Here is a 26850-nt window from a genome sequence, read left to right as displayed (position 1 = left end):
ATGAGTATTACTTTAACTTATCCTATTAGGGAAACACATGAAAATCTAGCTCTCAAAAAAGATCAAACAGTCGTTGCTTATTACCGTATTCCAAACACTCCTATCACGATTACGGATGATGAAAAAAAGGGCAAACACAAAATTACGGTTGCTCAAATGATGAAGAAGCTCCAGAAAAACAAGTTCTTTGAAATATCTCTGATTCCTAAAGACTATCTTCTAGAAGAGAAAATGCGAGACTTTTCAGACGCTCTAGCAGATGACAGTCGTGAACTAGGAGAAGAACTTCTTCTTTACACGGTGGATCGCCTAACAGATGAAATGGAGATTCCTTATCAGTTTGACTGGGTTGTGGGCGTGACCTTACGCAAACAAAATCATGGAGCTACCGTCAAAGACTTGGCCTATGAGAGCTTTAATGAGTTTACTGAAAAAATCGCTAAGGGTCTTGGCTATGAATATGAATTAAGTCCCACTTGGTATGAAGACTACAAAAGTGATGAATTCACCATTTTCCAAGCCTTCTCTGTCCTTCGGGCAAAACGGTTATCCAATGAAGAACTCTTTTATTACCAGCGAATGCAATACCTCCGCTATATCCCTCACTACAAGAAGGAGGTACTGGCCAATCGTGCTCAATTCAATATCACTGATACCTTGATCAAAGTCTTAAAAGGTGGCTTCCTCAAGCTAGAAAGCCCTTATGGATCCTCTTTTGTGACGATTCTTCCTGTAGGTAAATTTCCTGTTCAATTCAACGGTTTTCATCTTGGCGAATTTATCCAACGTTTGAACTTTCCCGTAGAGCTACGAATCAAGGCAGAATTTATTGATACTGGTAAAATCAAGGGTCGAATGGGACGATCGAATACACGTTACAGAAACATCATGGAAGAGGCAGAAAATACCGATACTGTCCAACAAGACGAGATCATCATGGGTTCCATCTCCCTAAAGGACTTAATGAAGAAAGTCGGAAATAAGGAGGATATCATCGAATATGGAGCCTATCTGATCGTCTCTGCTTCTAGTGTGAATCAACTCCGTCAAAGACGACAAGTGGTCTTAAACTATTTTGATGATATGGGAGTCGAAATCAGTGAGGCCTCTCAAGACGGACCTTATCTCTTTCAAGCTCTACTCTATGGAGAAAATCTTCAAAAGAAAACTCGCACTTGGACACATATGGTCACAGCTCGTGGATTTTCAGAACTCATGCCTTTCACCAATACCTCTTCTGGAAACCGTATCGGTTGGTATATCGGCCGAGTAGACAACTGGACAGGACGTTGGGACAATATTGCGAAAGCCATTGATTCCTCAAAGAACATTGTCCTCTATAATGCGACAGTCGGAAATAAGGAAGATATTGCTGGAAAGATCACTAAGAACCCACACATCATTATTACGGGTGCAACAGGACAAGGGAAATCTTTCCTTGCCCAGATCATCTTTTTAAGTGTGGCTTTGCAGAATGTCAAAACACTTTATATTGACCCTAAACGTGAACTTAGAAATCACTACCAAGAAGTGATCAACTCACCTGAATTCGCACGTCTCTATCCTGAACGCAAGAAACAGATTGAGAACTTTAACTTTGTGACGCTGGATAGCTCACTACCATCCAACCACGGAGTTTTAGATCCTATTGTCGTTCTAGATAAAGAACAAGCTGTAGAGGTCGCAAAAAACATGCTTGAGTTTCTACTACAAGCCGTAGATGATGTCACGATGGATCAAAAAACAGCTATCACAGAAGCTATTAATGCGATTGTGGAGAAACGAGTCGCTGGTGAGAAGGTCGGATTTAAACACGTCCTAAAAGTTCTGAGAGACTCTACTTCCTCTGAAATTGCTTCGGTTGGTCGTTATCTGACCTCAATTGTCACAAACTCTATCTTGGAACTAGCCTTTTCAGATGGAACCACTCAAGGACTTAACTATGAATCACGGGTGACCATCCTAGAGGTCAATAACCTCAAACTACCAAAGGACGATCCCACAAAAATTTCAGATCATGAACGTAATTCTATTGCCCTCATGTTTGCGCTTGGTGCCTTCTGTACCCACTTTGGAGAACGAAATGAAAATGAAGATACCATTGAGTTCTTTGACGAAGCATGGATTCTTATGAAGTCGGCAGAAGGAAAAGCCGTTATCAAAAATATGCGTCGGATTGGACGCTCCAAAAATAATACCTTGGCACTGATTACGCAATCTGTACATGATGCAGAAAATGACGATGATACAACAGGTTTTGGTACCATCTTTGCTTTCTATGAAAAGTCAGAACGAGAAGATATCTTGAAACACGTCAATCTTGAAGTCACTGAAAGCAATCTCGAATGGATTGATAATATGATCTCTGGCCAATGCCTGTACTATGACGTGTATGGCAATCTCAATATGATTTCCGTACACAACATCTTTGAAGATATTGATATGCTTCTAAAACCAATGAAAGCTACGGTATCATCAAGCCTTGAAAATAAATACGCTAGTTAGGAGGTGAATCCATGCAAGAAGCTTTTGACAAATTAAGAGGAGTCGATATCTTCTCTCTCAAGTCCTACATGGAGCCGACTGGATTCGCTTCCTTTAACGGGGCTTGGGTTCTGATTAATGAGCTTTTCGTTAACTTCTTCTTTTTTATTCTAAATGCAGTGGTGGGCTTCTTTTCTTTGCTGATTCGAATTCTTGAAAAGATTGATCTCTATTCCAACTACAAGAACTATGTCTTTAATGGAGCGATGAATATCTGGAAAGGATTCATCGGTTCAAGCTCTGGCGGAGTCGCAAAACAATCACTCGTTTCAATGTTGCTTCTAATCCTAGCTTTCTATCTCTTTTACCAGTTTTTCTTTTCGAAAGGTGCTTTTTCAAGGACTCTCCTTCATGTCTTTCTAGTACTCATCCTTGGCTTTGGTTATTTTGGAACAATCGCTGGAACATCAGGTGGTCTGTATCTACTAGATACCATTAACCATGTCTCTCAAGATGTCACTAAAAATATCACGAATATCAAGGTGGAGTATGGCAATAATAAATCCATTAAAATTGGCGATTCCATGGCAGATAGCTATATTGCAGAAACATCTTATAAAGCTTATGTCTTTGTCAATACAGGTCAAGAAAATGGGAAATATAAGAATAGCCAAGATGGGAAACAAGAGACTTTTGACGATAGTAAGGTATTAGGAACAGGCGATAAGAATGGAAACTTTAAAGCAGTTAAATCGAAAGATCGCAATAAATATCTGGATGAACTAGGAAATGGAGCCAATGATGATGGTGAAAAGAACCGTTGGGTTTCAGCTATGCCAGATTTCATCTTTACTCGCATGTTTTATGTCATCTTCAAAATTTGTGAAGCCTTTGTATTAGCAATACCGGTTATTTTGATTCAAATGTTAAACGTCATCGCTCAAACACTCGTCCTGATGATGATTCTGCTCTTTCCAATTGTGCTATTGATGTCCTTCGTACCAAGAATGCAAGATTTGATTTTTGGAGTTCTAAAAGTCATGTTTGGTGGGCTGCTTTTTCCAGCTATCACGAGTCTATTAACTCTGTTAGTCTTCTATATTGAAAAAATGATAGAAAACATTGTCATTACAGGTTTTGATGGCATCCTTAAAACACTTCCATCCTTAATCATCTTTGGACTTGTCTTTAAACTACTCATTTCAGTTGTATCAAAAGGACTTGTATACTTCCTTCTATGGAAATACAAAGCTGAACTGATCCAATTCATTCTTGGATCTAAAGCACGTATGGTTGCGAGTGATATTGGAAACAAAGTTGAAAGTGGGATCACAAAAACCCGAGAAGTGGCTTCACAAGTACCATCACGAAGTCTTTCATCTGCTCAACACCTTGGAAACTTTGCCCTAGCAGGTGCTGGTTTTGGAGCTGGGATGATGATGAATGCCAAGAGTCACTTCCAAAATGTTGGTTCTTTCTTTACCAATAAGGAATCAGAGCACCAACCCGATGAAGTGCTCCCAACAGAAACGCTTGAAACTCCAGAAAGTCCGGATGCTCCTGAACCAAACATTCCGAAAACAAAGCCAGCGCTAGAAGGGATTAAACCAGTTGAAGAAAAAACACCACCAACTCCTTCAATGGAATCCCCAATCACAGCGGAGCCAACACCAAGTTCAAGCGAGGAATTCCAAACTCTTAAAGAAGAATGGATTTCTCCATTTAAACAACTCCGAATTAATAGTATTGAGCACAAATTAGAGGAATATAAAGACCCTCAAGCTATGTACAAAGCTCAAGGATCGAATGCTTTCACTCGTGCTTACAGAAAGACCATGACACGAGATGATAAATTGAGAGCCAATATTGAACGAAGAGACCGATTAACAGAACGCTTAAAACAACTTAGAGGAGAATGATATGAATACCAAGATACGCTCAAGAACTGCTTTTCCAAGAGTTCTTGAAGAAACTCTTTATCAGGCCTACCAAGAAGGAAAACGCTCAGTCGATTTCCTTCTTTTATTTCCAGTCACAGAACAAGAGCGAGACCAAATCATCCTACAGGTTAAGTCCTATTCAGTCGTTTTAGATGCTAAATGGCGTTTTGGGACTGTTTTGTTCACTGCTTATATAAGACATTAACTAGAAAGGAGATTCGATGAAAAAACTAAAATGGTTTCTATTAGCTGGTCTCATTCCTCTCTTTCTACCAGTCCTCATTATCATTATCCTTATGGGGGCTGTCGGGGGTGGTGGAACGAATGGCTCACCCCAATCCCAAAATGGAGTGACTTATGCGGATCACTGGTCAGATGGAGATCCCTATACTCACAACCTACTGGTTCATCGCTTCGGTATCACAGCAGAGCAATTAGACGGCTTTTTAGATACGTTAGGAATCTCCTATGATAAGAACCGAATTAATGGGAAGAAGCTCCTCGAATGGGAAGCTAAATCTAATCTTGATGTCCGTGGAATCGTTGCGATCGCACTGAATGAAAGTTCCCTTGGAACTGCTGGGGTAGCCACTAATCCTGGAGCCAATATGTTTGGTTTTGGGGCCTATGACTCCAATCCAGAATATGCCAATAACTTTAATGATGAGGTTGCTGTTGTCGGACTAACCCAACAAACTATTATTGGGAATAAAAACCAAACCTTTAAAATCCAAGATGACAAGGCTAAGAAATTTGCGAATGGTACTCTAAATCCAGCTACCGATGGCGGTGTCTATTTTACAGATACTACGGGATCCGGAAAAAGACGTGCAGAAACCATGCAAAAACTGGATGCCTATATAGATGAACACGGAGGAACACCAAAAGCTCCTGAACAAACTACAGGAAAAACTAGAGATGGTGGAGGAGTAACTTCAAATGATATACCGGTAGGTTACAGTCTGACAACAGCTATTGATACCGCAGGATATATCGCTAGCACCTATCCATGGGGACAATGTACCTGGTATGTCTTCAACCGTGGAAAACAAGTCGGAGTCAATTTTGATCCATTTATGGGTAATGGTGGTCAATGGATGAATAAGCCAGGTTTCACAACAACCCATACACCAACAGAACACTCTGCTCTATCATTTAGTCCTGGACAAGCTGGAGCTGATCCAATATACGGACATGTTTCATTTGTGGAACAGGTCAAATCAGATGGTTCAATTCTCGTCTCAGAGTGTAATGTTAAAGGATTGGGGATTATTAGTTACCGCACGTTTGATGCGGAAACTGCCAAACAATTTACATATGTTATTGGACATTAGAAAGGAATAGATATAGATGATTCAAGTTGTAGATAAAAAAGATTTAATGGAATTGATTGGATATTCTGAAACACAAGCTAGTAAATTAATACGAAAGGCTAAAAGCCAGCTTGTACAAGAAGGATTTGAATGGTATAAGAATAAACGTATTGGACGTGTACCGATTATTACAGTTGAATCCATTCTTGGTTTTCAAATACAATTAAAAAATGATATAATTGAGGGGAACCTTCAAAGCGCTGTCATGACTGAAGGAGATAAATAGCATGGCGGTAATTAAACAGGACGATGGACTGTGGCTAGTTGATATTAGTGATGGTAAAAGTTCCTTAACTGGCAAACGTATACGACACCGTAAATCTAATTTTTTAACGAAAAAAGAAGCAGAGGAATATGAGGCTTATTACCGTATCCATAAGTTAAATCAGATACAGAATACAAAAAAACTCACCATTTCCTCTCTTTATGTAATGTTAAAAGAAGAAGATGAGCTTCGTGGAAATAAAAGAGGTACAATAGATACTCAGAACTCATACTATACTCAATATGTATCGCGATTCTTTGAAAATGCTGATATGTCTTCAGTTACCATTCAAGATGTAAAAAAATATCGAGATTGGTTAATTGAAAAACCTAGCGTAAAAGGTGGGACACTTACACCAACGCATATTAACCAACAAATGATTTTTGTTCATAAGTTGTTTGATATTGCTATTTCGAAAGGATTCAGACAGGATAATCCATGTGATGCTATTCGGAAACTTCCAGAAAAGCATAAAGAAATGTCCTACTATACTCCTGAACAATTCAAGGAGTTTGAGTCCTATTTTGAAGAAAGTGAGTATCCTTTTAAACTTCTATATCGTGTACTCATGTTTACGGGAATTCGTATGGGGGAGGCACTTGCCTTAACTTGGAGAGATGTTTTTCTTGACGAGGGATATATTAAAATCCGTAAGTCAGCCTATTATCGCAATGGGAAAACACATATTGGATCTGTAAAGACAACTCAATCAAATAGAGAAATCTACATCCATAAAGCTTTTGTGGATGAGTTGAAAACCTGGAAGTCAATACAAAGTCAGAGGCTATCTAAGCTCACTGATTCAACAGATGATTTGCAGATTTTCCAATTTTCAGGGGAACCTATGACTGCTCCAAATGTCTCTAACTTTAGAGCAGCATTCAAGAAAAGATTGCCAGAAGATTTCAAATTGATCCGAAACCATGATTTTAGGCATTCGCATGTAGCCTTTTTGATAAATCAGGGATTGAGGAGAGGAGAAGGAAAGGATTATATCTTTTTCACACTGATGAAACGACTAGGACATAGTTCTATCAATACAACAATAAATATCTACTCACATTTGTTCCCATCACAACAAAAAGAAGTCGCTAACGCATTTGACGATTTTTAGAAAAATGGGCAGAAGTGGGCAGTGAAAATTAAGCAATAGGGTCTAAACCCTTGATACGAAAGGAATCTAGAAAACATTATGATGAATATGCAAAATATGATGAAGCAAGCTCAAAAATTGCAAAAGCAAATGGAGCAAAGCCAAGCAGAATTAGCCGCAACTCAATTTGTAGGGAAATCTGCTCAAGACTTGGTTGTTGCAACTCTTACAGGTGATAAGAAGGTTGTTTCCATCGATTTCAACGCCGCAGTGGTCGACCCAGAAGATACAGAAACTCTTTCTGATATGACGGTTCAAGCCATCAATGCTGCCATTGAAGAAATTGATGCGGCAACCAAGAAAAAACTCGGTGCTTTCGCAGGGAAATTACCATTTTAAACTAAGGAAGTTTTGGTATTTTCTTGGTTCATTTCAAAATTAGAACTCATTTAAAAGAGGCTCAGTTTTGAGCCTTTTTCAGATTGAAGACAAAGTCATATTAAAAACTTTCCTTGGGTGAGTACGGACGTCAGCGAACTTCTTCGAAGTTCCAAGACTAATTATTGAGCCTAAGGTCTCAATAATTCCGAGTGCCTGAAACGTTATTGTTTCAGGCACTTTTCTCACGGCGGAAAGTTTTAGTATTTTTTCTTTGAAATACTAACGATTTGTTTTTAGGTTAGTGTCAGAAATTTTATTCTTTTCTTAGTTCAATGACTTGATCGTATCGACTTTCATTATCTATATGGTGAGCGATTTCTAACACCATCATCGGTAGTGAGAAAATCAAGTCTCGAACCATCTGGCTATTTTCTGCGTCAAGAGCTGCAGTTACCTCATCTGCTAATAAAATATCCTTTTTACGAAGTAGGAAGCGGGCTAGTTCAATCCGGACACGTTGTCCGCCTGAAATATTTTCTCCGTTATTAGTGATTACAAAATCAAGGCCATCAGTTAGTTCATGATCGAGTTTGACCTGTCTTAAAACAGTCTCTAATTCTTGATCTGAAAACTCTTGTCCCAAACTGAGATTGTAGCGAATAGTATCATTAAAGAGGAAGGGATGCTGGCTGATAATGCCTACCTGACGAACAAAGTGACTTGTTTTAACTCCATCCCTTGTACGACAAGTAATCGTTCCAGCATCCGGCTTTTCTTCCCCTGTGATCATTCTAAAGAGGGTTGATTTCCCACAGCCACTTGGCCCTTTGATGAGGACTTTTTCGCCTTGTCGAATGGCTAGATTAAGATCGCGAAGAATCTCTCTACCATTATAAGATTTACTTAAATGAGAAATTTCTAGTTCTTCTACTTGAGAGATCGAATGATTGTCCGTTTCACTATCATTTGCTCGATTTAAAATTCCGAAAATCTTTTCTGACGTTGTTTTGGCTCCTTGTACTTCAACCACATCATACATGATATTTTGGATAGGTCCTACCAGTTGACCAGCAGCAATATACATTGCAACCAGGCTAGCCACTGAAACATGATGCCCCTGCATGGCAAGGAAAAACCCCAATACCAAGGGGAGTACTTGGCTAAGAAAGACCATGAAACCATTACAAAAGAAAACAATATTATGGGTAAAAGCAAACTTTTGAATGGCTCGTTGATAACGAAGATTGATATTCCAGACGCGCTGAGAATTTTCAGGCAAGGCTTGATTCATCCGCAAGGTTTGAGCCCCTCGAATACTATCAGAGATTTGGTTATGAACGGCTGTCCTTCCCTGAGACAATTCATCCCCTGAATTCTTTAGCTTATTATTCATTAAGAATTGTGGAATGGGACGTAAGATCGTGAAGAAAACAAAGATAGAACCCAATAAAACATTTTGGGCAATGATATAGATCGCCGTAATCAGTGCTCCAAATCCCCAACATGAAATAGACATATAGCGTTCAAAAAAGTTATCTCCTAAAAATTCCATATCCTGTGTTAGCATGGTAATCTTTTCATCTTCACTATATTCCCTGTCTTCCATTAACTTCTGAAAAAGTGCCGTTCGGATATTCATGTGAATTTCACGTCGAAAGACATTATTTGCATGATTACAAAATAACATGAGACTATACAAAGCGAAATAGACAGAAAAACCAAAGAGAGCAAATTTCCAAATAGAGGAATAGGTAAGGTTATTTTGATCTATAGATAATGCTTTGGCGACAACCAAAGGTTGCCCTAATGCAAGACCCCCATTTGCCAGTGCTCCAATAATGGTTAGGTATTTTGTTTTTTTATCAAGATATTTAAAGATATTAATCATAAATCTCTCCTAGAAAATAGAACCCTATGATTGAGAAATATCAGATATAATCATTAAATCTTATTACATATTATTCTTTGTGATATATTTTACATGCTCATTATACATCTAAGAATAAGTCTGGTCAATGAATATTCAAAAAATTAGAAATGATTAAATCTTTAATAACTAATATTTTAAGATAAGCCTTTGAAAATGCTCTATTTGTCTGTCGGATGAAAATTTACTTTAGTCAATCTTTACAGAAATGAAATAAAAAGCACCCCCAAAGAAAGATATGAAAATATCTAACTCTAGGAGTACTGCTCAGTTTTGAGCTTTTTTTATTCATCAAAAAATCCGGATAAGTCCAAGCCTCCGAAGGGGTTGGTGGAGAAGTTCTCTTGCTCTTCAAGGAGGGTACGGCCTTGATCAAATTCGAGGAATTGTTGGTAGACAAGGGCTGTCATGCGGGCATCCTCTAAGCTATCGTGTGATTTTCCTGCGACTCCCAAAAATTCTGCAACGGTGTGGAGTTGGAGATTTTTAATGCCATGGAGGTCAGATGGACGACGTTCGAAAGCCTCGTCAAAGACATCGACAGCGTACTGGTCTTCTAGATCCAAGCCATTTTCAAGCAGGATAGGTAGGTCGCTCTTTTTGGCATTGTATCCGATCAAGGGCCGGTCTCCTACAAAGGCCTTGAATTCGTTGAGGACCTGTTCGAGTTGTGGGGCATTTTGGATCTTGTCCTGGGTAATGCCAGTCAGGCCGTTAATAAAGCTTTTTAGGGGCTTATCGGTGTAAACGTAGGAGTCGTAGTGATCGACTTCTTTACCGTCCGTAAAGCGTACGGCAGATACCTGGATGATTTGATAGGCGCCTTCGTATTGGTTAAATTCGAGGTCAAAGGCGATATAATCTTCTAATGCTTTCATGGGAAATCTCCTGTGCTAGAAAAGAAAAGGGACTGGTAGGATCCAGCCCCGGATTATCGACGGAAAACGCGTGCCCAGAAACCTTTGCTTTCTTGCTCTTGAACTTTTTCGTTGGCTTGTTCGAGTTCAAGTTTCAAGGTATCGCGGTCGTTCATTGCTTGTAAAGTCAATTGTTGTTGTTGGTCCAATTGCTTGTCTTTTTCAGCAATTTGAACGTCTTTTACGCGCAACTGTTCATCTTTCTTAGCGAGTTGCTCGTCTTTGGCTTTGAGTTGCTCGTAGAGACGGACGATTTCAGCATTTTTTTCATCTACCAAAATTTCCATCAATTCGCGTTGCTTCACATCATCGCTGACTGGTTCATCTTCAAAAATAGTTTTTTTGTAGATTTCTTCGAGCTTGATCAAGCCACTACGGGTTACAACGGTAACCCCTTTTTCGTTTTTTTGGGTATCTTCTGGAGCCAGCGCCTTGACACGGTTATTGACCGCCTGGCGGCTGACTCCTAAAATTTCAGCAATTTCGCTGACAGTTTTTTCAATCGCCATAACTTCCTCTAATATCTTTTTCTATGAAATACTCTATTAGATAGTAACATAAGTAGGCTAAGCTGTCAAATGAAGCAAAGAAAGGCTAAGCCTTGATACCACGATTAGTGGGCCTCTGTCATTTCAGGAAGATGGAGGCTTGATTGTGCTAAGTCAATGGTGAGTTGGTAATCGGTTTGATCACGCACAGTGATTTCAAAGTCCGTCGTGTAAAGGACCAAGCGAAGAGTTGCACCTTTTTCGAGCTTGTAGATGGTTGGTTGGAGATCAAAGTCAAATTCCATCCACTCGCCTGGTGTTACGGCCTCAACCTCTAAGAGGTCATGCCGGTTTTGGAGGTTGAGATAACCTTTCGAAATGACCCGTTGGCCCGCTTCCTTGAATGGCAACTCGGTCAAGTTGTCTAGCATATGGTAGCGACCGTTATCCAGTGTACGGACCGATAAGACTGCAGGATAGGGTTGGAGGTATTTCTTGCTTCCAAGCTCTAAGAGTTGGGCTGAGAGAAGGCCTTTATTGGTGCTGGAGTGAAGTCGTAGGTGAAGGCGAGCTTTCCCGTTGAGGTGCAGGTCTTCTTCTATTGGAAGATCGATGGTCACCTGCTGGGCCTTGTCTTGATAGAGATCGCTTAAGAAGGTCGGATAAGCCTTGCCATAGCGCTCGTAATCTTTTGTCTCGTAGCGGTTTTGGATGACTTTTTCACCATCTCCGAGTAGGAAGGTCCGCTGACTTGTTTGGTTGCCAAAATCATCCAAGGAAGTCCAACTTTGTTCTCCTGTATTGTCCTGCCAAATGACAGTTGGCAACTCATAGCTTGAATCGTAGCCCAGCAATTTTTTAGAGAGGAGGGCGTTCATGCTCTCACGGAAGTCAATGGACTGCCAGTTGTTGAGGTAGACATGGGCACCATTGTGGTAGAAGAGGTGTTTCTTGATGCTTGCTGGAAGGGCTTGGAACATGTTAAAGACGTGAAGCGGTTTGACGTTCCAGTCTTGGGAGCCATGGGTAAAGACCACCTCTGCCTTGACCCGATTTGCGTTTAAGAGATAATTGCGGTCGTGCCAGAATTGGTTGTAGTCCCCAGAAGCGCGGTCCAGCTCTTTTTTGACGCGATCAAGATCGGCTTGGTGGGCCGCATTGTGGTGTAAATAATCTCCACCTAGAAGGTTGCGTGAATAGGTCAATTCGGCAAGGGAATCAAAATCTTCGCCTGGATAGCCGCCAGGACTTGTCACGAGACCATTTTCGCGGTAATAGTTGTACCAAGAAGAGATCCCAGCCTCTGCAATGATGACTTCAAGGCCGTCCACGCCTGTGGTCGCAAGGCCGTTAGACATGGTTCCAAGGTAAGAGATTCCAGTCGTTGCGACCTTTCCATTAGACCAATCAGCTTTGACTTGGCGTTTGCGTGTGTGATCTGTAAAGGCCCGGCAACGGCCATTGAGCCAGTCGATAACGTTCTTGTAGGCTTCGATTTGTTGGTAATTTCCATTGGTCATCAAGCCTTGCGAATCTTTTGTCCCCACTCCAGATACGTAGAGATTAGCGTAGCCGCGTGGAAGGAGGTAGTCGTTGAGGGTATAGCTGGAATTGATATGGGTGAGAGTTTCTTCAGCTTCATCGACTAGCTCAGCTGAACCGACAGGATCCACCAATTCTAATTGAGGTACTTCTACTTGAATGGTATGAGGTTCTTTGACCTCGAGGTCGACATTCATATTGTAGAGGGCCTTGTCGCTGGCCTTATCGTTGGTCCCTTGGTGATAAGGACTTGCGGTCATAACAGCTGGAATCTTGCCTTCATAGCGAGGACGGATAATGCTGACCTTGACCAAGTCTGGCAGACCATCTTTGTCGGTATCGACCCGACTTTCCACATAGACGACCTCGCGGATGGCATCATGGCTCGTAAAGGTTGCGAGGCTCTTGCCGTTAAAATAGTGATACTGGTTATCTTCAGGAATCAAGCCATCGCTGACCAACTGATCGATGAGTAAATTTCCTTTTACTGTTCGAGTATTGAGAAGGTGATAGAGGTTTTCTACCAAGTTTCCATACTCAATCGGAAATTGGACTTCTTTCAAGAAGCTATCCGTATCTTCAAAATCAATAAAATAGCGGAAACCGAGTAATTGGAGGGCTACTGTGTAAAAAATGTTCGGAGACCATTCGCAGTCAGATTGGATATACGTTAAAAAGTCTGTTTTAGAATCCACCACTAGGTTAGAGAGGGGATAATCTGTATCTTTATAGGTGAAGTAAACCTTGCGGACAAACCATTCAAACAGTTCTTTTTCTGGGAGGTGGGTGGGAAGGTCAAACCCAATTTCTTTTAGTTCCTTAAGAATGTCTTTTTGGTCAACAGATAGATAGCTATATTGATTGTATTTCATAGACTGCTCCTTTTATCAGTTTCTTTTTTCTTTACTTCTTATATTATACTTGATAAAATAGTATTTGTCTAAAGACCTTTCGTCTATAAGGAGAAGGAATATTGAAAAAAATATCTTTTGAACAAGTTGCAAGAAGACGGACCTTATTGTTTGGGGTTCTTGCCGTCATTTTTGGGATTCTCATTTTTCGAAACGGCGTTGGTTTCACCAAATTTTCCTTGGATCTATTAGCCATTTACTTTTTAGTTGATGGACTAGGAAGCTTTCTTCTTCGCTTTTTGTTACGTAGCAAGTCTATTTCCTATAGCCACTCTATTTGGTTTATTTTTCTTTCACTTGCGTTGATCTGGTTGAATCGACTGAGTAGTCTGCCCGTAAACTTAGTTGTGATTTGTTTAGGGGCATATCAGTTGGGGAGTGCCATTGTCTATGGGATCACATTTTGGCTTTATAAGGCCAATCGGGTAAAAGGAGGCTGGCTCTATTTATGGGATGCGCTTTTAAACGGTGGGCTTGGTCTAGCAACTGTCTTGGAACCTGGTTCAGATGGGCACTTCCAATTTATCCTCTTGGGGGCTTATCTGGTCTTGTTGGGGATTTCTAATATTCGAGATGGTATTTTATTTGACAAAGACCAACAAGGCCAAGAGTTAAAACGTCGCTTTCGTATTAGCCTACCGGTTATCTTTGCAGCCTTTATCCCTGCTAAGGAGTTAAAACGGTTTAACCAGTTTCTTCAAAAAGGGAGCTCGGCGGGACACACAGGCCCTTATCGATTGGTGAAAAAAGAAGAAGAGGCAAGGGAATTAGAAATTTTGGTTCATACTTCTGACAGCAACTTATTTGGAGCGATTGGGCATGTAGATATTTGTTATCAGGGGAAGGTCATTTCTTACGGAAGTTACGATCCCTTTTCAGAGCGTCTATTTGGGACGATTGGGGATGGCGTACTGTTTAAAGTGGATAAGGAACCATACATCGAACTATGTAAAAAAGAGAGTCAAAAGACGCTGTTTGGCTACAGCCTATCCCTTACCGAAGAAGAGAATCAGGCAGTAGAGAAGCGTCTAGCTGAAATTGATCAGTTGTTAGAACCTTGGGATCCACCTAGGAGGTTACTGGAAGACGGTCAGCCGACCTACGCTTACAAATTGAAATATGATTTAGGGGCTGAGCTATATAAATTTACTTCTTCGCGTTTTAAATCTTACTTTGTTCTGTCTACTAATTGCTGCCTGTTAGCAGATTCCATTGTGGGACAGGCAGGAACGGCTGTATTAGATGTGCGTGGAGTGATTGCACCAGGGACCTATCAGGATTACTTAGAATACGAATTTGAAGCTCCAAACGGGCGGGTCCATACACGAACAGTATACTAAAAAAAGAAAGACAGATTTTTATTTTTGAAAAATCTGTCTTTTTTGCACAAGATTTCTTGTAAAAAGCCAGAAAATCTTTTACAATAAAAAGTGCTTGGAGGAAAGTATGACAGCAAATCAGATCGTAAGAGTGATCCCAGTCTTGAAAGTGAATAACCGAAATGTCAATCAACGCTTTTATGAAGAGACATTGGGAATGAAAGTATTAGTGGAAGAAGGAGCTCTCCTATCTTTAGGAGATGCCTCAAAAGTAGAGAAAATTGTCTTAGAAGAGTCACCGAGTATGCGTTCGCGTAAGGTCGAAGGTCCAAAGAAATTGGGTCGCATCGTGGTGAAAGTGGCACAAGCTCAAGAAATTGATTATTTGTTGGCCCGCCAGCCAGAAACAAGCGCCCTTTACCAAGGAGCTAATGGTCGCGCCTTTGAAGTTGTGTCTCCTCAAGGAGATACCATTTTCGTGCATGCTGAAGAAAATCTTGAAAGCCTAGAACCGTTGGAGAAAGCGCCTCTTGTTGACGTGCCAGAAGATTTCAAAGGTTTGACCAGCTTTGATGTGGACTTTCTTGAGGTCAATGTGGCCGATTTTGCTGAGGCTGAGAAGTTCTATAGCAACTTGCCAGCTTTGGCCCACTTTATCCATTTGCAGGAAGCTCAAGGAGAAGATCTCCAAGTGGAGAACAAGGTGACTTGGGATTTGAGCATGATCAAGGTCGAATTGGCATCTTTTGATGTGGAAGTCGTGAAAGAACGCTTGGGAGAAACTGTCGATTTTGTGCACCGTAAGGGAACTTTCTTGATTGCCAAGGATCCAAGCCAGATTGAACTCTGGTTTGAAGCCAATCAAGATCAGGTCCATATTTCTTATGAAGAATAAGAATGGAGTGATGAGCGTGAATGCAATCATCGAAAAAATTACCGAACAAATCCAAGAAGGCATCTATCCAGGTGCCTCTCTTGCGCTTTACCGCAAGGGTCAGTGGAGTGAGCACTATCTGGGACTAGCGGATCCTGAAAAAGGAGAGTCAGTAGTGGCTGACCTGGTCTATGATTTGGCCAGTGTCAGTAAGGTCGTCGGAGTCGCTACCATCTGTGCTTTTTTGTATGCGAAAGGGGAGCTTCCGCTCGATCGTCCCTTTAAAGAGTTTTACCCGCGTTTTGCTCATGAGAAGACGACCATCCGGGAACTCTTGACCCATACTTCTGGGCTGGATCCTTTTATCCCCAACCGGGATCAATTGGATGCGAGACAGTTGAAAACAGCTCTTGAAAATTTGCAGTTGAAAGAAGACAAGAGTTTTCATTACACCGACGTCAATTTTCTTCTGCTGGGCTTTTGGTTAGAAGACAGGTTTCACCAGCCCTTGGATCGTTTATTTGAAGAGCTGATCTTTACACCTTGGAAGATGACAGAGACACGGTTTGGACCGGTCGAAAAGGCGGTGCCAACGGTCCGTGGCCTTGCTTCTGGAAGTGTTCATGATCCCAAAGCGAGAGTATTGGGCTGTCATGCGGGAAGTGCTGGACTTTTTTCAACTGTTGCTGATCTAGAGCGCTTCTTAGAGCATTATCTGAAGGATGATTTTGCGCGTGACTTGTCTCAGAATTTTGCGCGTGAAGAGGGAAAGACCCGCGCTCTTGGATGGAATCTAGAGGGTGACTGGTTGGATCATACGGGCTATACTGGAACCTTCATCATGTACAATCGCAAGAGGCAGGAAGCTGTGATCTTTTTGTCCAACCGGACCTATGAGAAGGACGAACGGGCCCAATGGATCTTGGATCGCAATTCTTTGATGGACCTGATCAAACAAGAATGTGAAAAATAGAAATGGAAGGCTAGGATGATGGATCCTAGCCTTTTGCTATCTGTCAGATAGAACTCAACTCCGTCTTAGGTTGGATTTCCTTCAAAAGCATCGCTTTTTTGGCTGATTTATATTAAAATAGTAATGACCTTAATAGAGCGAGATGAATATGAACAAAGAGATAGGCGTCGGAAGGGCGCATAGTAAAATTATCTTAATTGGAGAGCATGCGGTGGTCTATGGTTATCCGGCTATTGCTTTGCCACTCCATCATATCGAAGTGACCTGCCAGATCATCCCGGCAGACAGTCCATGGATTTTGTTTGAAGACGACACCTTGTCCATGGCGGTTTTTGCGTCTCTGGAGCACCTCGGGATTCGCGAGGCCCGGATTCGCTGCCGAATTCAGTCCATGGTACCGGAAAAACGGGGGATGGGATCATCTGCGGCGGTGAGTATCGCAGCTATTCGTGCCGTTTTTGACTATTATCAAGAGAAGCTGGATGATGAGACCTTAGAAATCCTGGTCAATCGAGCAGAAACCATTGCCCATATGAATCCAAGTGGGCTCGATGCCAAGACTTGTTTGAGCGATCAAGCCATTAAATTCATCCGGAATGTAGGCTTTTACCCGCTGGAGCTGGGAATAAAAGCGAGCTTGGTGATTGCAGATACGGGGATTCATGGCAATACCCGTGAGGCGATCCAAAAGGTGGAAGCCAAAGGGCAGGAAGTTTTGTCCCATTTCCATGAGATTGGTCAGTTGACCCAGCAGGTGGAAGAGGCTCTAAAAATGAATGATCTAATGAGCCTAGGAAAGGCTCTGACTACTTGTCATGACCACTTGATAGCCGTCGGTGTCAGCTGTGTTGAAGCAGACCATTTGGTCGCCGTTGCACTTGAAAACGGGGCCTTAGGCGCTAAAATGAGCGGGGGTGGTCTTGGAGGCTGTGTGATTGCCCTCGTCAAGGATTCTCGTGAAGCAGCAACCATTGCCCATGCATTAGAAAAAGAAGGAGCGCACCATACATGGATCGAAAACCTGTAAAGGCTAAGTCCTATGCCAATATCGCGATTATCAAATACTGGGGAAAAGAAGATGCCAAACAGATGGTCCCTTCGACCAGTTCGATTTCGTTGACCTTAGAGAATATGTATACAGAGACCCGTCTATCTCCCTTGCCAGCAGATGCGACTGCGCATGAATTTTACATCGATGGGGAATTCCAAAATCCAGCTGAGCAAGCCAAAATTGGAGCTGTGATTGATGGCTTGAAGCCATCAGATGAAGCAGGATTTGTTCGGGTGGATACCAGCAACAACATGCCAACCGCAGCAGGCTTGTCCTCTAGCTCGAGCGGCCTCTCTGCTCTCGTCAAGGCTTGCAATCAGTATTATGATTTGGGCTTGAGTCAGGAGGAATTAGCTCAAAAAGCCAAGTTTGCTTCGGGCTCTTCTTCACGGTCTTTCTTTGGACCCTTAGCAGCCTGGGACAAAGAAAGTGGAGAAATTTATAAGGTCAAAACAGACCTGAAACTCGCGATGATCATGCTGGTCCTCAATGACAAGCAAAAGCCCGTTTCCAGCCGGGAAGGGATGAAACGCTGCATGGAGACTTCGACTAATTTCAAAGAATGGATCGAAGAGTCTCGAAAAGATTATAAGGACATGCTGGACTATCTAGCTGGCAATGATTTTGAACAGGTCGGTCAGCTGACAGAGCGCAATGCCCTTGCTATGCATGCGACGACTAGAACAGCCACTCCAGCCTTTAGCTACTTGACAGAAGACAGCCACAAAGCTATGGACTTTGTCCGTGAGCTTCGCGCTGCAGGCCATGCTTGTTACTTCACCATGGATGCAGGGCCAAACGTTAAGGTTCTCTGTTTAGAAGAGGACTTGGATCAGCTGGTGCCTTTATTTGATGCCCGCTATCGGACCATCGTATCTAAGACAAAGGATCCTCAAGATGAAGACTAAGTATCAGGTACAGACTGGAGGCAAGCTCTATTTAGCTGGAGAATACGCGGTGCTAACGCCTGGTTATGGAGCTGTGATTCAGTTTATCCCTATTTATCTGTCAGCTATCATCCAAGAAGCAACAGCCTACCAGCTAGCCTCAGACCTTTTTGGTTACAAGGTAGATTTGACCCCAAATAAGGACTACGCCTTGATTCAAGAGACTATTCAGCTTATGGAAGAGTGGCTGAAAGATCAGGGGATAGCCCCTAAACCCTTTGATCTTCACCTTAGAGGGACACTGGGCGAAGAGGGGAAAAAGTATGGGATTGGTTCCAGCGGAAGTGTGGTCTTGCTCGTGATCAAGGCCATGGCCACTCTGTATGAACTAGACCTAAGTCCAGATCTGCTCTTTCGACTAGCAGCAGTGGTCTTGGTGCAAAGAGGGGACAATGGTTCCATGGGCGATTTGGCTTGTATCGCCAACGAGGACTTGATTTATTACCAATCCTTTGATCGGGCTTGGTTGCATGAAGTCTTGACTTCTCAGCCTCTTTCACAAGTTTTAGACCTGGATTGGGACTACCAGATCCGCTCGATCCAGCCGGCCATCTCTTATGATTTTCTGGTTGGTTGGACCAAGGAACCAGCGATTTCAAGTGATTTGATCCGCCAGGTCAAGGGAGCGATCAAGGAAGAATTTCTTCAGGAGAGCCAGAGCGCAGTGAAGATTCTTGAAAAAGGTCTCCGTGAAGGGAACCAAAAGGAAATCGAGACCAGTATCAAACGCGCCGATAAGAACCTAAAGTCTTTGAACCCTTTGATCTATACCCCAGCTCTAAAAGTCCTGCAACAAGCGACAGAGGGTCTTTCTGCCTGCGCCAAATCTAGTGGTGCTGGGGGAGGCGACTGTGGGATCGCCCTTAGTTTTGATCCAGTTGAGACTCAGACCTTGATAGACCGCTGGAAGAAAAAGAATATTGAAGTCATTTACCAAGAAAGGATGGGAGATTCGTGAGCGAAAATCGAAAAGACCAGCATATTCGTTATGCCTTGGAGCAAAGCTCCTCCTATAATAGCTTTGATGAGATCGAGCTGATTCACCGATCCCTCCCCCTTGTGGATCTAGCGGAGATTGATTTGACAACCCATTTCGCAGGGCGTGATTGGGAGTTTCCTTTTTACATCAATGCCATGACAGGCGGGAGTAAACGAGCCAAAGAGATCAATCAAAAGTTGGCAGCAGTAGCCGAAGCCTGTGGGCTTCTCTTTGTGACTGGCTCTTACAGCGCAGGGCTGAAGGATCCGAACGATCAATCGTATGCGGTCAAAAAAGACCATCCTCATCTTCTTTTAGCGACCAACATTGGCATCGATAAAGAGCCAGATTTGGGCTTGCGAACAGTGGAAGAGCTACACCCTCTCTTTCTTCAAGTCCATGTGAATCTGATGCAAGAGTTGCTCATGCCTGAAGGGGAGCGGAGTTTCCACACTTGGAAAGACCATCTCAAGAGCTATGGGCAGGGCTTTCCAGTACCTGTAGTCCTGAAGGAAGTCGGCTTTGGTATGGATCCCAAAACAGTTCAGGCTGCGCTAGATGCTGGGATCAAAACCGTCGATATTTCTGGTCGTGGTGGCACTAGTTTTGCCTATATTGAGAATCGTCGTGGTGGCAATCGCGCTTATCTGGATGATTGGGGACAATCAACTGCGCAGTGTCTCTTACAGTTACAGGATCAGATAGATCAGGTTGAGGTCCTAGCAAGTGGGGGCATTCGTCATCCCCTTGATATGGTCAAGGCCTTGGTCCTTGGAGCACGTGGCGTAGGACTTTCCCGCGTTTTTCTTGAGATGGTAGAGACTAAGAGTATTGAAGAAGTAATCGTCCTTGTCCAAGGCTGGAAAGAAGACCTCAGATTGCTCCTTTGTGCGCTCGGTTGTCAGAACCTGAAAGAGCTCCGTGAAGTCGACTATCTCCTCTATGGAAAATTGTGGCAAGCGAATCAACAGAGAAAATGAAGAAAAATCATTTTAGAAACTTTCCTTAGGTGAGTACGGACGTCAGCGAACTTCTACGAAGTTCCATGACTTAGTTTTGAACCTAAGGTTTCAAAACTCCCGAGTGCCTGAAACAAAAACGTTTCAGGCACTTTTCTCACAGCGGAAAGTTTTCGTATATTATGATTCATTTTGAAAATTAGAACTCTTTTATAGTTCTTTGAAGAATCACTTAACTTATTTTACTTAAAAATTAGTTCCTATTCGTTTAGGATTGGCAAAATAAGCCAATTCTTTCTTTTTTTTAAAAAGTGTTCTCCTCAAAAATTCTGATAGTTTACGAATTGTTTACGGTTGCTGGAATCGCTTGCAAAATAGGCTTGTAAAAGAGTATACTAAATAAGGAAAAACATTTTTAAAAAGGAGTTTAGGATGAAGAAGCACTATTTTCGATCAGCTGTAGCAGCCTTGCTTCCGCTTTTGTTGATTGCTCAACCTGTTGAGGCTTGTACAGGGTTCATCATCGGGAAGAAACTGACGGCCGACGGTTCGACCTTGGTAGGTCGTACCGAAGATTTAGAGCCCAACCATAATAAAAATTTTGTGGTCAGAGAGCGTGTCTACAATAAAAAAGGAGCCATCTTTGAGGATGCTGCCAACGGTTTTCAATATCCCTTGCCAGAGATTAGCTATAAGTATACAGCGGTTCCAGATGTCACCCCTGATCAGGGAATTTTTGACGAAGCAGGATTCAATGAATATGGGGTTTCCATTTCTGCCACTGTATCTGCTTCAGCAAATGACAAGATCCAAAAAGTGGATCCCTACGTCAAGGATGGCCTCGCAGAATCGGGCTTGACCAGTATCGTTCTCCCTAGTGTGAAAACCGCAAGAGAAGGGGTTGAACTCATTGCTAAGATCGTCGAAGAAAAAGGCGCTGCAGAAGGAAATATTGTGACCATTGCCGATAAAGAAGGCGTCTGGTATATGGAAATCCTATCTGGCCATCAATATGCAGCGATTCTCTTCCCAGAGGATCGATTTGCGGTCTTTCCAAATACCTTCTTCTTAGGGCATGTCGATCTATCAGATACCGAACGCACGATCGCTTCAAAAGATCTTGAAAAAGTCGCCAAAAAAGCCAATAGCTATAAGGAAGTGGATGAAAAATTCCACGTTTCTCAATCCTATAATCCGCCTTTGCAAGAAGCAGATCGCTCTCGGGTTTGGTCGGGAATCAAATCGCTAGACCCAAGCTCTCCTGTTAAATATGACGATGCGTCCTTTGACCTTCTTCATACAACCGATCGAAAATTAACCCTCCGCGATGCCATGAATCTCCAACGCAATCGTTTGGAAGGAACCAAATATAAACCACAGGATCAAATGGAGTTGGATGGAAAAGGCATTCCGAAAAAAGGAGAGTTTGATGCGGTTTATAAATACCCTATTTCCAATCCAAATGTCATGGAGGCCCATATTTTCCAACTGAAAGATGATGTCCCAGCAAGTGCAGGTGGAGGCACCATGTGGCTGTCGATGGGTAGTCCACGAAATGCTCCATACCTACCCTACTATGGCAATATTCTCAACACCTATCAAGCCTACCAAGAATTAGGGGATCATTACAATGATCGCTCTTGGTATTGGACCATTTCAAGAATCAATGACCTTGTGGCCAAGTATCCAGATTTATTCGAAGATGGGGCGATTCGTACTGAAATGGAACGATTGGAGTCTCAGTGGATGGTCGAACAAGATCTGAGTGATCAGGAACAAATCGCCCTTGCTTCTCAGCCTGAAGAAGCTAGTAAGAAGGCAACAGAGGAAAGCTTGGCGAGAGCTGAGAAAACCTTCGAACGCTTGCAAGAAATCAGAAAAGAAGCAGAACAAAAGGTAGCAGATGAACACGGAAAAAGTGCCCTGCAGGATCTAGATGACGAAGAAGATGCTGCTTATGAAGAAAAGATTGATCTCGTTGATTTTGACTATGATTACATTTTAGCAGCAGGCTTGTTCGGAGCAACCCTTCTAGCGATTGTGATCTACTTGATTCGCTCAAAGAAACAAAAGGGAGGAAAACAAGATGACTAAAATTCAAAGAGCCTCGATCTATCTTTTTCTACTGTTTGCAGGAATTGGCTTGGAGTTTGAACTCGGTCATCTTTCTCAACAAGAATTTAGCCAGTCTGCAGGCAGAGACTTGGTCTTAAACTTGTCTGTTTTAGCTGCTATTATTATCCCGCTCTATCTCTTTTCAAAACGATTGGCCAAGCAGTTGACTGTCCCAACCTATCTCTTATGGATTGCCATGTTTGGAGGAGCCTTCATAGCAGGCTGGTTGAGCTTTTCAGGCAATAGCTTGATTGATATTATGAATAGCCATGTGATCAAGGATGCCACTGTCTTTAACAAGTGGACCGATGCCTTGACGGCCCCATTTTCAGAGGAATTCTTTAAGGCTCTAGTTGCCTTTTGGGTTGTCTTGATGGTTGGCAAGAAAGATCTAAAAGCGATTCTAATTGCAGGCTTGGGCTCTGGCTTTGGTTTTCAAATCATTGAGGATTTAGGGTATGTTGCCCGCCAAACCAAAACCAGCCAATTAGCCGCTGTCACTGAGGCCATCAACCGGATCTCTGGTGGATTAGCTTCACATGCCCTCTATACAGCTGTTGTATCAGTTGGTGTCTTCCTCTTGTTGTCTCAAGTGACCCAGCAAAAGGAAAAACTTTTTGGGCTCTGGTGTGTTCTCTCAACAGTAGCCAATCACTTCTTATGGAACTCTCCGTTTTATGAAACAGACCATCGGATTAATCTTCTCGTCGGACTGCTCTTTGCTGTCCAAGTAGGGACCTTTATCGAGGTGGTGCTCTATACCAAGAAACATCCCGAGTTGCCATTTTTAAAACAATAAGAAAAATTTTTCAAACACAAAAGAGAGTGGGACAGAAATCGGTAATTCGTTAGAACTCGATTTCGTCGTCCCACCTCCGCACAGTTGAGTAGGGCTGTAAAAGCTGATGAAATTAGCGTAGTAGAGCCCACTCAACCACTGCGTCTTGCTCGACAATCCAAAAATAATTGAGAGGCTAGGACTTTTGTCCCAGCCTCTTTTAGAATGTAAACAAACTGTTTTTTACATAAAACAAGCTAAGTGATGCAGAATAATTAAAACTGATACATACCAATAGGCTCATTCAAACATACACTGAAACTTTCCGCAGTGAGAAAAGTGCTAGAAATAGGATTGTTTCTAGTACTCGGGAGTTTTGAAACTTTAGGTTCAAAACTAAGTCATGGAACTTCTTCGAAGTTCGCTGACGTCCGTACTCACCTAAGGAAAGTTTCTAAGATGACTTTGTCTTCAATCTGAAAACGAAAACCTTGTCTTAGTTCTTTTATTTTCTCAATTCTTGTAAGAGTGTTTGTGCCTTTTCTAAATTAAAGGGTTTGTTTTCAAGGAGTTGGCTGACCAATCGAGGAACTTCCTCTTCCTTAGCTCCTGCTAGAAGGGCTAGGGAGCGTGCTTGGAGTTTCATATGTCCTGCTTGAATCCCGGTGGTGACAAGGGCTTTGAGGGCCGCGAAATTCTGTGCCAAACCGAGTGAAGCAATGATACCTGCTAATTCGATAGCAGTAGGCTCCCCTAGCAAGCGGTGACTGACTTGAACCGTTGGGTTGAGGCCAATCGAGCCTCCTTTTGTCGCAACCGGCATTGGTAGGGTGATCTCTCCATAGAGTTTTTTCTCTTCTGGCTGACTTGTCCAGTGGCTCAAGCCCTTGTATGAACCACTTTGTGCAGCATAGGCATGGGCTCCTGCTTCGATGGCCCGCCAGTCATTGCCTGTCGCAAGGACTAGGGCATCAATCCCGTTGAAAATTCCCTTGTTATGAGTGGCTGCTCGGTAAGGATCCACTTGGGCCAGTTGGCTGGCTAACTCCATCCGGTAGGCAATCTCAATGGCTTCCTCAGGATTTCGACTCAGTGCTTTAAAATCGATGGCACATCGTGCACTCACCAAAGAGCGAGTAGCCAAGTTGGATAAAATTGCCATCAAGGCCTGACCACCAGAGAGTTCCTGGATACGATCGGTCAGAGCTTCTAACATGGTATTGAGCATATTGGCCCCCATGGCTTCTTTGGGATCGACAGCCAAGTAGACAATAAGAAAGTCCCCCTTGTTTTCGACCCAAAGATCTCTTGCTCCACCTCCACGCTTGACGATCGAAGGATAGGCTTCATTAGCCAGCTGAAGAAGAGTTTCCTTGTCTTCGAGGATGCGCTTGCTTGCAGTATTCCTATCTTCAACATCCGTCAGAGCAATCTCACCGATCATTTGGCGCTGGTGCACCTGGGTGGTGAAACCGCCTGAACGTTGGATGAGCTTGGCCGCAAAGCTGGCAGCTGCAACTACGGAAGGCTCTTCTGTGACCATGGGAAGGACATAGTCACGACCATTGATCAGGAAATAAGGAGCAAGGCTAAAAGGCAAGTCAAAAGTCGACAAGACATTTTCCGTCAATTGATCTGCAATAGAAAGGGGAAGTCCCTTTTGTTCTTTTAAGATCTGTGCTTCATCCCAAGTTAAGAGGCCTTCCTTCAGTAAGGCCTCTATGCGTTCTGTGGGAGAAAGTTTTGCAAAACCTGGTAATCGTGCCATTATTTTTCTACTTTCTGGTAAGTGCGTTGGTGTTCCTTGATCTCTGTCAAAGCAAAAGTTTGATGCGTAGCAGGCTCAAACACTTGATTGCCACTAGGATCTAGATCTACTTCCTCATAAAAGAGTCGTTCGTAGTCAGAAACACTAAGAACCGTACGTTGGTCCAGTCTTTCCATGCGTTTGTGATCTAAGAGTTGCTCAAAACCAGGAACGAGATTGGCGCTAAAGATCTCAGAAACCGCTCCACTTCCATAGCTAAAGAGGGCGATTCGGTCCCCAGCTTTGAGTTGGGGTTGATTTTCCAGTAGTGACAGCAAGCCTAGGAAAAGAGATCCAGTGTAGATATTTCCCACGCGTTGGCTGTATAGAATCGATTGATCAAAGTTGTATTGTAATTGGTCTTTTTTCTCTTCTGATACTGACTTATCCAGGATTTTTTTCAAGCCCTTGAGAGCTAATTTCGGATAAGGCAAGTGGAAGCAGACAGCTGCAAAGTCTGTCAAGGCAAGACCAGTCCGTTTCTGGTATTCCGCCCAGGTTGTTTTCAGAGAATCTAGATATTGTTGCGTTGAATAAATCCCATTCACGAAGGGAGTTGTCGCGTAATTTGGACGCCAAAAATCCATGACATCGCGTGTTTGGGCAACATTATCATCGTTAAAAGATAGAATACGAGGATTTTGGCTGATTAGCATGGCAACCGCTCCGGCACCTTGTGTTGGTTCACCAGGAGTCCCAATTCCGTATTTAGCAATGTCACTGGCAATGACCAAAACCTTACTCTGTGGGAATTTTTCAACATGGAGTTTAGCATAATCCAAGGCAGCAGTCGCAGCATAGCAGGCTTCTTTCATCTCAAAAGAGCGGGCGAAAGGCTGGATGTCTAGTAAGCCATGGACAAACACAGCAGCAGCCTTACTCTGGTCAATTCCAGATTCTGTCGCAAGAATCACCATGTCGATCGCTTCTTTATCTTCGTCTGTTAAAATATCATCTGCTGCAGTAGCAGCCAATGTGACGATGTCTTCTGTGATCGGTGCCACGCTTTGTTCTTTTAAGAGAAGACCCTTGCTCAGTTTTTCGGGATCGGTATCACGAGCAGCGGCCAAATCTTCTAAACGCAAGACATAAGGGCTCGTCGCAAAACCAATCTTATCAATCCCAATTGTCATTCTTAACCTCTTTTTTATTTGATATCTACTAGTATATTTCGTTACTATTTTACCATATTTAAGGGTAAAACTCCCTTGAAAAAGCTAGATCAGCAAGGAAATCATTCTTGGGACCGATTTTGCAATGTTTCAAAGAAAAAATAGAAAATCTATAAAAAGAGAGTGGGACAGAAATCGGTAATTCGTTAGAATTCGATTTCGCCGTCCCACCTCCGCACAGTTGAGTAGGGCTGTAAAAGCTGATGAAATCAGCGTAGTAGAGCCCACTCAACCACTGCGTCTTGCTCGATAATCCAAAAACAATTGAGAGGCTAGGACTTTTGTCCCAGCCTCTTTAACTCTTATCCTTGCTTATCTTTTTTAGGATTGCTCATGATTCGTATGAAGAGTTCTTTGCATTTGTCTCTTAGAACTTTTTCGTAGAAGACGATTAAAGCGATGTACACAATCGTAAAGTTCAAGGTCAGATAGAACAAGTCAAATGAATTGCGGGCATAATCAGTTGCTAATAGATAGGAGGAGAGGGTTCCTAGGATCATCCAAGGAAGATACTTGATATACTTGCTTATCATCATACAGCACCTCGCATACTTT

The 26850-nt window shown here is 42.6% G+C and carries 23 protein-coding genes; 16 read left to right on the top strand and 7 right to left on the bottom strand.

Going from position 1 to position 26850, the window contains the following annotated elements; translation table 11 throughout:
* The 7 genes from TZ97_RS07320 (at position 1) to TZ97_RS07290 (ending at position 7554) form a co-directional block, all read left to right on the top strand.
* A complete protein-coding gene (locus TZ97_RS07320; RefSeq protein ID WP_045759893.1) occupies positions 1-2505 on the top strand; it encodes an ATP-binding protein in 2505 nt (834 codons plus the stop codon).
* Positions 2506-2516: 11 nt separating this feature from the next.
* Entirely contained in the window at positions 2517-4403 is a 1887-nt protein-coding gene (locus TZ97_RS07315; protein ID WP_045759892.1) for a phage tail family protein, read from the top strand.
* A gap of 1 nt (position 4404) precedes the next feature.
* On the top strand, positions 4405-4629 hold the full coding sequence (locus TZ97_RS07310) for a hypothetical protein (protein WP_045759891.1): 225 nt from the start codon (positions 4405-4407) through the stop codon (positions 4627-4629).
* Between the two features lie 16 nt (positions 4630-4645).
* Complete coding sequence (locus TZ97_RS07305; protein WP_045759890.1) at positions 4646-5758, top strand: CHAP domain-containing protein; 1113 nt, start codon at positions 4646-4648, stop codon at positions 5756-5758.
* Positions 5759-5774: 16 nt separating this feature from the next.
* The gene (locus TZ97_RS07300; RefSeq protein ID WP_045759889.1) at positions 5775-6023 is read left to right on the top strand and encodes a DUF3173 family protein; all 249 of its coding nucleotides are present in this window, start codon (positions 5775-5777) and stop codon (positions 6021-6023) included.
* Position 6024: 1 nt separating this feature from the next.
* The gene (locus tag TZ97_RS07295; RefSeq protein WP_045759888.1) at positions 6025-7176 is read left to right on the top strand and encodes a site-specific integrase; all 1152 of its coding nucleotides are present in this window, start codon (positions 6025-6027) and stop codon (positions 7174-7176) included.
* Between the two features lie 78 nt (positions 7177-7254).
* Positions 7255-7554: a YbaB/EbfC family nucleoid-associated protein gene (locus TZ97_RS07290; protein WP_003005613.1), complete on the top strand. Its 300-nt coding sequence runs from the start codon at positions 7255-7257 to the stop codon at positions 7552-7554.
* Between the two features lie 295 nt (positions 7555-7849).
* Here the strand turns inward: TZ97_RS07290 and TZ97_RS07285 are convergent, their stop codons facing one another.
* The 4 genes from TZ97_RS07285 to TZ97_RS07270 all read right to left on the bottom strand — a co-directional run bounded on the left by TZ97_RS07285 (position 7850) and on the right by TZ97_RS07270 (position 13282).
* Positions 7850-9424, bottom strand: coding sequence for an ATP-binding cassette domain-containing protein (locus tag TZ97_RS07285; protein WP_045759887.1), 1575 nt, complete (start codon positions 9422-9424; stop codon positions 7850-7852).
* 323 nt (positions 9425-9747) lie between these two features.
* Positions 9748-10341, bottom strand: a complete 594-nt coding sequence (locus TZ97_RS07280) for a 3'-5' exonuclease (RefSeq protein WP_045759886.1) — start codon at positions 10339-10341, stop codon at positions 9748-9750.
* Between the two features lie 53 nt (positions 10342-10394).
* A complete protein-coding gene (locus tag TZ97_RS07275; RefSeq protein WP_003008835.1) occupies positions 10395-10889 on the bottom strand; it encodes a DUF536 domain-containing protein in 495 nt (164 codons plus the stop codon).
* A gap of 104 nt (positions 10890-10993) precedes the next feature.
* A complete protein-coding gene (locus TZ97_RS07270) occupies positions 10994-13282 on the bottom strand; it encodes a Xaa-Pro dipeptidyl-peptidase (RefSeq protein WP_045759885.1) in 2289 nt (762 codons plus the stop codon).
* 101 nt (positions 13283-13383) lie between these two features.
* Between TZ97_RS07270 and TZ97_RS07265 the strand changes: the two genes are divergently transcribed.
* From TZ97_RS07265 to TZ97_RS07225, 9 genes are all read left to right on the top strand, one after another.
* A complete protein-coding gene (locus TZ97_RS07265) occupies positions 13384-14661 on the top strand; it encodes an HdeD family acid-resistance protein (protein WP_023919173.1) in 1278 nt (425 codons plus the stop codon).
* 106 nt (positions 14662-14767) lie between these two features.
* A complete protein-coding gene (locus TZ97_RS07260) occupies positions 14768-15535 on the top strand; it encodes a CppA N-terminal domain-containing protein (RefSeq protein ID WP_024055030.1) in 768 nt (255 codons plus the stop codon).
* 10 nt (positions 15536-15545) lie between these two features.
* Entirely contained in the window at positions 15546-16487 is a 942-nt protein-coding gene (locus TZ97_RS07255) for a serine hydrolase domain-containing protein (RefSeq protein ID WP_037613944.1), read from the top strand.
* A gap of 148 nt (positions 16488-16635) precedes the next feature.
* Complete coding sequence (gene mvk, locus TZ97_RS07250; RefSeq protein WP_045760215.1) at positions 16636-17514, top strand: mevalonate kinase; 879 nt, start codon at positions 16636-16638, stop codon at positions 17512-17514.
* A complete protein-coding gene (gene mvaD, locus TZ97_RS07245) occupies positions 17496-18446 on the top strand; it encodes a diphosphomevalonate decarboxylase (protein WP_045759884.1) in 951 nt (316 codons plus the stop codon). The genes mvk and mvaD overlap by 19 nt, the downstream gene beginning before the upstream one ends.
* Positions 18436-19443: a phosphomevalonate kinase gene (locus TZ97_RS07240; protein WP_045759883.1), complete on the top strand. Its 1008-nt coding sequence runs from the start codon at positions 18436-18438 to the stop codon at positions 19441-19443. Before mvaD ends, TZ97_RS07240 begins: the two co-directional genes overlap by 11 nt.
* Positions 19440-20444, top strand: a complete 1005-nt coding sequence (gene fni / locus TZ97_RS07235) for a type 2 isopentenyl-diphosphate Delta-isomerase (RefSeq protein WP_045759882.1) — start codon at positions 19440-19442, stop codon at positions 20442-20444. Before TZ97_RS07240 ends, fni begins: the two co-directional genes overlap by 4 nt.
* Positions 20445-20855: 411 nt before the next feature.
* Positions 20856-22517 carry a C69 family dipeptidase gene (locus TZ97_RS07230; protein ID WP_045759881.1) on the top strand — a complete coding sequence of 554 codons (1662 nt, stop codon included), beginning with the start codon at positions 20856-20858 and terminating at the stop codon, positions 22515-22517.
* Positions 22510-23337, top strand: a complete 828-nt coding sequence (locus TZ97_RS07225; protein ID WP_045759880.1) for a PrsW family glutamic-type intramembrane protease — start codon at positions 22510-22512, stop codon at positions 23335-23337. Before TZ97_RS07230 ends, TZ97_RS07225 begins: the two co-directional genes overlap by 8 nt.
* Before the next feature lie 484 nt (positions 23338-23821).
* Here the strand turns inward: TZ97_RS07225 and TZ97_RS07220 are convergent, their stop codons facing one another.
* The 3 genes from TZ97_RS07220 to TZ97_RS07210 all read right to left on the bottom strand — a co-directional run bounded on the left by TZ97_RS07220 (position 23822) and on the right by TZ97_RS07210 (position 26828).
* Entirely contained in the window at positions 23822-25084 is a 1263-nt protein-coding gene (locus TZ97_RS07220) for a hydroxymethylglutaryl-CoA reductase, degradative (RefSeq protein ID WP_045759879.1), read from the bottom strand.
* Positions 25084-26256: a hydroxymethylglutaryl-CoA synthase gene (locus TZ97_RS07215; protein WP_045759878.1), complete on the bottom strand. Its 1173-nt coding sequence runs from the start codon at positions 26254-26256 to the stop codon at positions 25084-25086. The genes TZ97_RS07220 and TZ97_RS07215 overlap by 1 nt, the downstream gene beginning before the upstream one ends.
* A 341-nt stretch (positions 26257-26597) precedes the next feature.
* Entirely contained in the window at positions 26598-26828 is a 231-nt protein-coding gene (locus TZ97_RS07210) for a hypothetical protein (protein ID WP_045759877.1), read from the bottom strand.
* Between the last annotated feature and the right edge of the window lie 22 nt (positions 26829-26850).

Origin of the sequence: Streptococcus parasanguinis (assembly GCF_000963275.1) — a bacterium.
Lineage (GTDB): Bacteria > Bacillota > Bacilli > Lactobacillales > Streptococcaceae > Streptococcus > Streptococcus parasanguinis_B.
This window is presented reverse-complemented; position numbering and strand designations above follow the sequence as displayed.

Excerpts from the sequence above, each read along its gene's own strand:
- TZ97_RS07320 (WP_045759893.1), top strand. The coding sequence starts at position 1 with ATGAGTATTACTTTAACTTATCCTATTAGGGAAACACATGAAAATCTA.
- TZ97_RS07315 (WP_045759892.1), top strand. The coding sequence starts at position 2,517 with ATGCAAGAAGCTTTTGACAAATTAAGAGGAGTCGATATCTTCTCTCTC.
- TZ97_RS07310 (WP_045759891.1), top strand. The coding sequence starts at position 4,405 with ATGAATACCAAGATACGCTCAAGAACTGCTTTTCCAAGAGTTCTTGAA.
- TZ97_RS07305 (WP_045759890.1), top strand. The coding sequence starts at position 4,646 with ATGAAAAAACTAAAATGGTTTCTATTAGCTGGTCTCATTCCTCTCTTT.
- TZ97_RS07300 (WP_045759889.1), top strand. The coding sequence starts at position 5,775 with ATGATTCAAGTTGTAGATAAAAAAGATTTAATGGAATTGATTGGATAT.
- TZ97_RS07295 (WP_045759888.1), top strand. The coding sequence starts at position 6,025 with ATGGCGGTAATTAAACAGGACGATGGACTGTGGCTAGTTGATATTAGT.
- TZ97_RS07290 (WP_003005613.1), top strand. The coding sequence starts at position 7,255 with ATGATGAATATGCAAAATATGATGAAGCAAGCTCAAAAATTGCAAAAG.
- TZ97_RS07285 (WP_045759887.1), bottom strand. The coding sequence starts at position 9,424 with ATGATTAATATCTTTAAATATCTTGATAAAAAAACAAAATACCTAACC.
- TZ97_RS07280 (WP_045759886.1), bottom strand. The coding sequence starts at position 10,341 with ATGAAAGCATTAGAAGATTATATCGCCTTTGACCTCGAATTTAACCAA.
- TZ97_RS07275 (WP_003008835.1), bottom strand. The coding sequence starts at position 10,889 with ATGGCGATTGAAAAAACTGTCAGCGAAATTGCTGAAATTTTAGGAGTC.
- TZ97_RS07270 (WP_045759885.1), bottom strand. The coding sequence starts at position 13,282 with ATGAAATACAATCAATATAGCTATCTATCTGTTGACCAAAAAGACATT.
- TZ97_RS07260 (WP_024055030.1), top strand. The coding sequence starts at position 14,768 with ATGACAGCAAATCAGATCGTAAGAGTGATCCCAGTCTTGAAAGTGAAT.
- TZ97_RS07255 (WP_037613944.1), top strand. The coding sequence starts at position 15,546 with ATGAGCGTGAATGCAATCATCGAAAAAATTACCGAACAAATCCAAGAA.
- mvk (WP_045760215.1), top strand. The coding sequence starts at position 16,636 with ATGAACAAAGAGATAGGCGTCGGAAGGGCGCATAGTAAAATTATCTTA.
- mvaD (WP_045759884.1), top strand. The coding sequence starts at position 17,496 with ATGGATCGAAAACCTGTAAAGGCTAAGTCCTATGCCAATATCGCGATT.
- TZ97_RS07240 (WP_045759883.1), top strand. The coding sequence starts at position 18,436 with ATGAAGACTAAGTATCAGGTACAGACTGGAGGCAAGCTCTATTTAGCT.
- TZ97_RS07230 (WP_045759881.1), top strand. The coding sequence starts at position 20,856 with ATGAAGAAGCACTATTTTCGATCAGCTGTAGCAGCCTTGCTTCCGCTT.
- TZ97_RS07225 (WP_045759880.1), top strand. The coding sequence starts at position 22,510 with ATGACTAAAATTCAAAGAGCCTCGATCTATCTTTTTCTACTGTTTGCA.
- TZ97_RS07220 (WP_045759879.1), bottom strand. The coding sequence starts at position 25,084 with ATGGCACGATTACCAGGTTTTGCAAAACTTTCTCCCACAGAACGCATA.
- TZ97_RS07215 (WP_045759878.1), bottom strand. The coding sequence starts at position 26,256 with ATGACAATTGGGATTGATAAGATTGGTTTTGCGACGAGCCCTTATGTC.
- TZ97_RS07210 (WP_045759877.1), bottom strand. The coding sequence starts at position 26,828 with ATGATAAGCAAGTATATCAAGTATCTTCCTTGGATGATCCTAGGAACC.